Source organism: Kineococcus siccus (assembly GCF_009906795.1).
In the GTDB taxonomy this organism is placed as follows: Bacteria; Actinomycetota; Actinomycetes; order Actinomycetales; family Kineococcaceae; genus Kineococcus; species Kineococcus siccus.
In genome coordinates, this window is the sequence record NZ_JAAALN010000328.1 from 1 (window position 1) to 3,137 (window position 3,137).

Sequence of the window (3,137 nt, forward strand, 5' to 3'; positions counted from 1 at the left end):
GTCATCAGGAGCCCATCGCGTGGAACCCGCCGTCCACGTGGACCATCTCGCCGGTCGTGGCGGGGAACCAGTCCGACATCAGGGCGAGGCAGGCGCGCGCCGCGGGTTCGGTGTTCGTGTTGTCCCAGCCCAGCGGGGCGCGCTCGCCCCACGTGGCGTCCAGCGTCTCGAAGCCGGGGATCGAGGTCGCGGCCGTCGTGCGCAGCGGGCCCGCGGAGACGACGTTGACGCGCACGCCCTGCGGGCCGAGGTCGCGGGCCAGGTAGCGCGCGGTGGACTCGAAGGCGGCCTTCGCCACGCCCATCCAGTCGTAGACGGGCCACGCGACCGTGGCGTCGAAGGTGAGCCCGACGACCGCGCCGCCCCTGGACATCAGCGGCAGGGCCGCCACCGCGAGGGACTTCAGCGAGAACGCCGACACCTGCACGGCCATCGCGACGCTGTCCCACTCGGTGTGCAGGAAGTTGCCGCCCATGGCGTCCTTGGGCGCGAACCCGATGGAGTGCAGGACGCCGTCGACGCCGTCGACGTGCTCACGCACGCGCTCGGGCAGGGCGGCGAGGTCCTCGGCGCTGGTCACGTCCAGCTCGACCACGGGCGCCGGCTGCGGCAGCCGCTTCGCGATCGTCTGGGTGATCTTCATCTGGCGCCCGAAGGACGTCAGGACGACCTCGGCCCCCTCCTCCTGCGCCACCCGCGCGACGCCGAAGGCGATGGATCGGTCGGTCAGCACTCCGGTCACGAGCAGTCGCTTGCCGTCCAGCAGGCCCATCGGGTTCCTCTCCTCGATCCGGCGGAACCTCCGCCGGGGTGTCTGTCGCGTGCATGCTCTCGTGCGGCGCGCCCGCGCGCCGCCCGCGGGCGGGGGCCCGCGCCGGGACCGCCGGGGTCAGTGCCCCATGCCGAGCCCGCCGTCGACGGGCAGCACCGCACCGTTGACGTAGCCGGCGTCGGCCAGGAAGAGCACGGCGTGGGCGACCTCGTCGGCCCGGCCGAAGCGGCCGGCCGGGATGCCCTGCTGGTACTTCTCCTGCAGCGCCGGGTCGAGGTCGCGGGTCATGTCGGTCTCGATGAAGCCGGGCGCGACGACGTTGGCGGTGATGCCGCGGCCGCCGAGCTCGCGGCCCAGGGACCGGGCGAGGCCCACGAGACCGGCCTTGCTGGCCGCGTAGTTCGTCTGACCCGCCGAGCCGAGCAGGCCGACGACGCTGCCGACGAAGATCACGCGGCCGCGCTTGGCGCGCACCATGCCCCGCACCGCGCGGCGCGCGCAGCGCCAGGCGCCGGCCAGGTTGGTGTCGACGACGGCGTCGAAGTCCTCGTCGGACATCCGCATGAGCAGCTGGTCGCGCGTGGTGCCCGCGTTGGCGACGAGGACCTCGACGCGGCCTTCGCGGAGGTGGTCTCGGGCGCACTCTCGTCAACCGGCACGGGGAGGAAAGCTAACGCATCCCGGATGGCGAGCCCACAGCGCGGGCTTACCGTGGCTGAGTGCCATCGCACCCCTCCGCCTCCGGGCGGCGACCCCAGGACGACCACCGGTCCGACGAGACGTTCCGCATCACCACGGCGCCGACGTCGCAGACCGCCGACATCGGCATCAGGTACCGCAAGTACGTCATCCAGATGGTGATCCGCACGGTCTGCTTCCTGCTCTTCGTCCTGATCGACCACTGGGTCCGCTGGTTCTTCGTCGCGGGGGCGGTGTTCCTGCCCTACGTCGCCGTGGTGCTGGCGAACGCCGGCCGCGAGAGCAAGGGCCCGCCGCCCGAAGCCCTGTCGGTGCCCGACGCGCCCGTGCGCGAGCTGCCCGCCCTCGAGGCCCGCATCACCGAGGTCTACACGCCCGGACCGCGCCCGGAGCCCCCCGCCGACCGTCCCGGCACGGGTTCACAGGAACCGCACCCCTCGGGTTCACCGCGGCGGTGACCGGCGTTTCCCTGCGCGACGCGCCCGGGTCGACGTGGCTGCCCGCCCGGGTCGGTGCCACACTCCTGGGCGTGGACACTCCAGCCGTCCCTGCGGTGCTCCGGCGACGAAGCACCCGCGGGGAACCGGGGCACGAACCGATGAGCGACCTCGTCTGCAGCGCACGCGGCTGCACCTCCCACGCCGACTTCGGTCTGCTGTGGAACAACCCCAGCCTCCACACGCCCGAGCGGCGCAAGACGTGGCTGGCGTGCCCCGAGCACCGTGACCACCTCACCCAGTTCCTGGGCGCGCGGGGCTTCCTGCGCGAGGTCGTCGACGCGGACGAGCTCTCGACGCGGTGACGGCGGCCCCTCCGCGCGAGGGTCCGCCCGGCCCCGCCCCCACCGCCGTCCGGCGGCGCAGCGTGCTCGGACTGCTGCGCGAACCCCGGTGGCTGCGGGGGCTCGCCCTGGCCGTCGCGGTGGCCGTGGTCTGCTGCCTGCTCGGCCAGTGGCAGTGGCACCGGCGCCAGGAGCGGCTGGCGCGCAACGCCCCGCTGATCGGCAACTACGACGCCGCGCCCGTCGCGGTCGACGCCGTGCTGCCCGCCGACGGACGCGCCCTGCGGCTCGCCGACGCCTGGACACCGGTGCGCGCGACGGGCAGCTACGACGCGGCCGCGACGGTGCTGGTGCGCAACCGCCCCCGCGACGAGCAGACCGGCTACGAGGTGCTCGTGCCCCTGCGCCTGGCCGACGGCAGCTCGCTGCTCGTCGACCGCGGCTGGCTCCCGGCCGGGTCCGCGAGCGCCGCACCCGACGAGGTGCCCGCGCCGCCGGGGGGTGAGGTGACGGTCGTCGTGCGCCTGCGCCCCTTCGAGCCGGCCCGCTCGGCGACGGTCCCGGCGGGGCAGGTCGCCTCCATCGCCCGGGGCGCCGTCACGGCCGCGGCCGCCGCGGAGGGCGACCGCGCGCTGCGCGGCGGGTACGGCGTCCTGGCCGCCGAGACGCCCGCTGCGGCCGACGCGCCCCTGCCGGCCCTGCGCCCCGACGTCGACGAGGGCCCGCACCTGGCGTACACCGTGCAGTGGTTCGGCTTCGCGGTGACGGCCCTGGTCGTCTGGGTGGTGGCGGGCCGGCGCGAGCTGGAGGCGCGGCGCGCGCCGGGGGCCGTCGGCGCGGGGCCGGGGCCGGACCCGGCGGACGGGGACGCCGACGGTCCCGAGT

The 3,137-nt window shown here is 75.3% G+C and carries 4 protein-coding genes and 1 pseudogene; 3 read left to right on the forward strand and 2 right to left on the reverse strand.

The genetic code is table 11. The features are described 5' to 3' along the window. Positions 1-4: 4 nt before the first annotated feature. Positions 5-772, reverse strand: a complete 768-nt coding sequence (gene fabI / locus GTR02_RS20915) for an enoyl-ACP reductase FabI (RefSeq protein WP_166609403.1) — start codon at positions 770-772, stop codon at positions 5-7. 117 nt (positions 773-889) lie between these two features. Next, positions 890-1,390, reverse strand: a pseudogene (locus tag GTR02_RS20920) (SDR family oxidoreductase); the annotation flags it as partial. A 101-nt stretch (positions 1,391-1,491) separates the two neighbouring features. On the opposite strand from GTR02_RS20920, the gene GTR02_RS20925 reads away from it, so the two are divergent. From GTR02_RS20925 to GTR02_RS20935, 3 genes are all read left to right on the forward strand, one after another. After that, positions 1,492-1,929, forward strand: coding sequence for a DUF3099 domain-containing protein (locus GTR02_RS20925; RefSeq protein WP_205709750.1), 438 nt, complete (start codon positions 1,492-1,494; stop codon positions 1,927-1,929). A gap of 140 nt (positions 1,930-2,069) precedes the next feature. Next, positions 2,070-2,273 carry a hypothetical protein gene (locus tag GTR02_RS20930; protein WP_166609404.1) on the forward strand — a complete coding sequence of 68 codons (204 nt, stop codon included), beginning with the start codon at positions 2,070-2,072 and terminating at the stop codon, positions 2,271-2,273. Continuing rightward, on the forward strand, positions 2,270-3,137 hold an 868-nt coding region (locus GTR02_RS20935), incomplete at its 3' end, for an SURF1 family cytochrome oxidase biogenesis protein (RefSeq protein WP_166609405.1). The genes GTR02_RS20930 and GTR02_RS20935, both read left to right, overlap by 4 nt.

Bases quoted from the DNA above. Each gene is read 5' to 3' on its own strand.
- fabI (WP_166609403.1), bottom strand. From the start codon at position 772: ATGGGCCTGCTGGACGGCAAGCGACTGCTCGTGACCGGAGTGCTGACC.
- GTR02_RS20930 (WP_166609404.1), top strand. From the start codon at position 2,070: ATGAGCGACCTCGTCTGCAGCGCACGCGGCTGCACCTCCCACGCCGAC.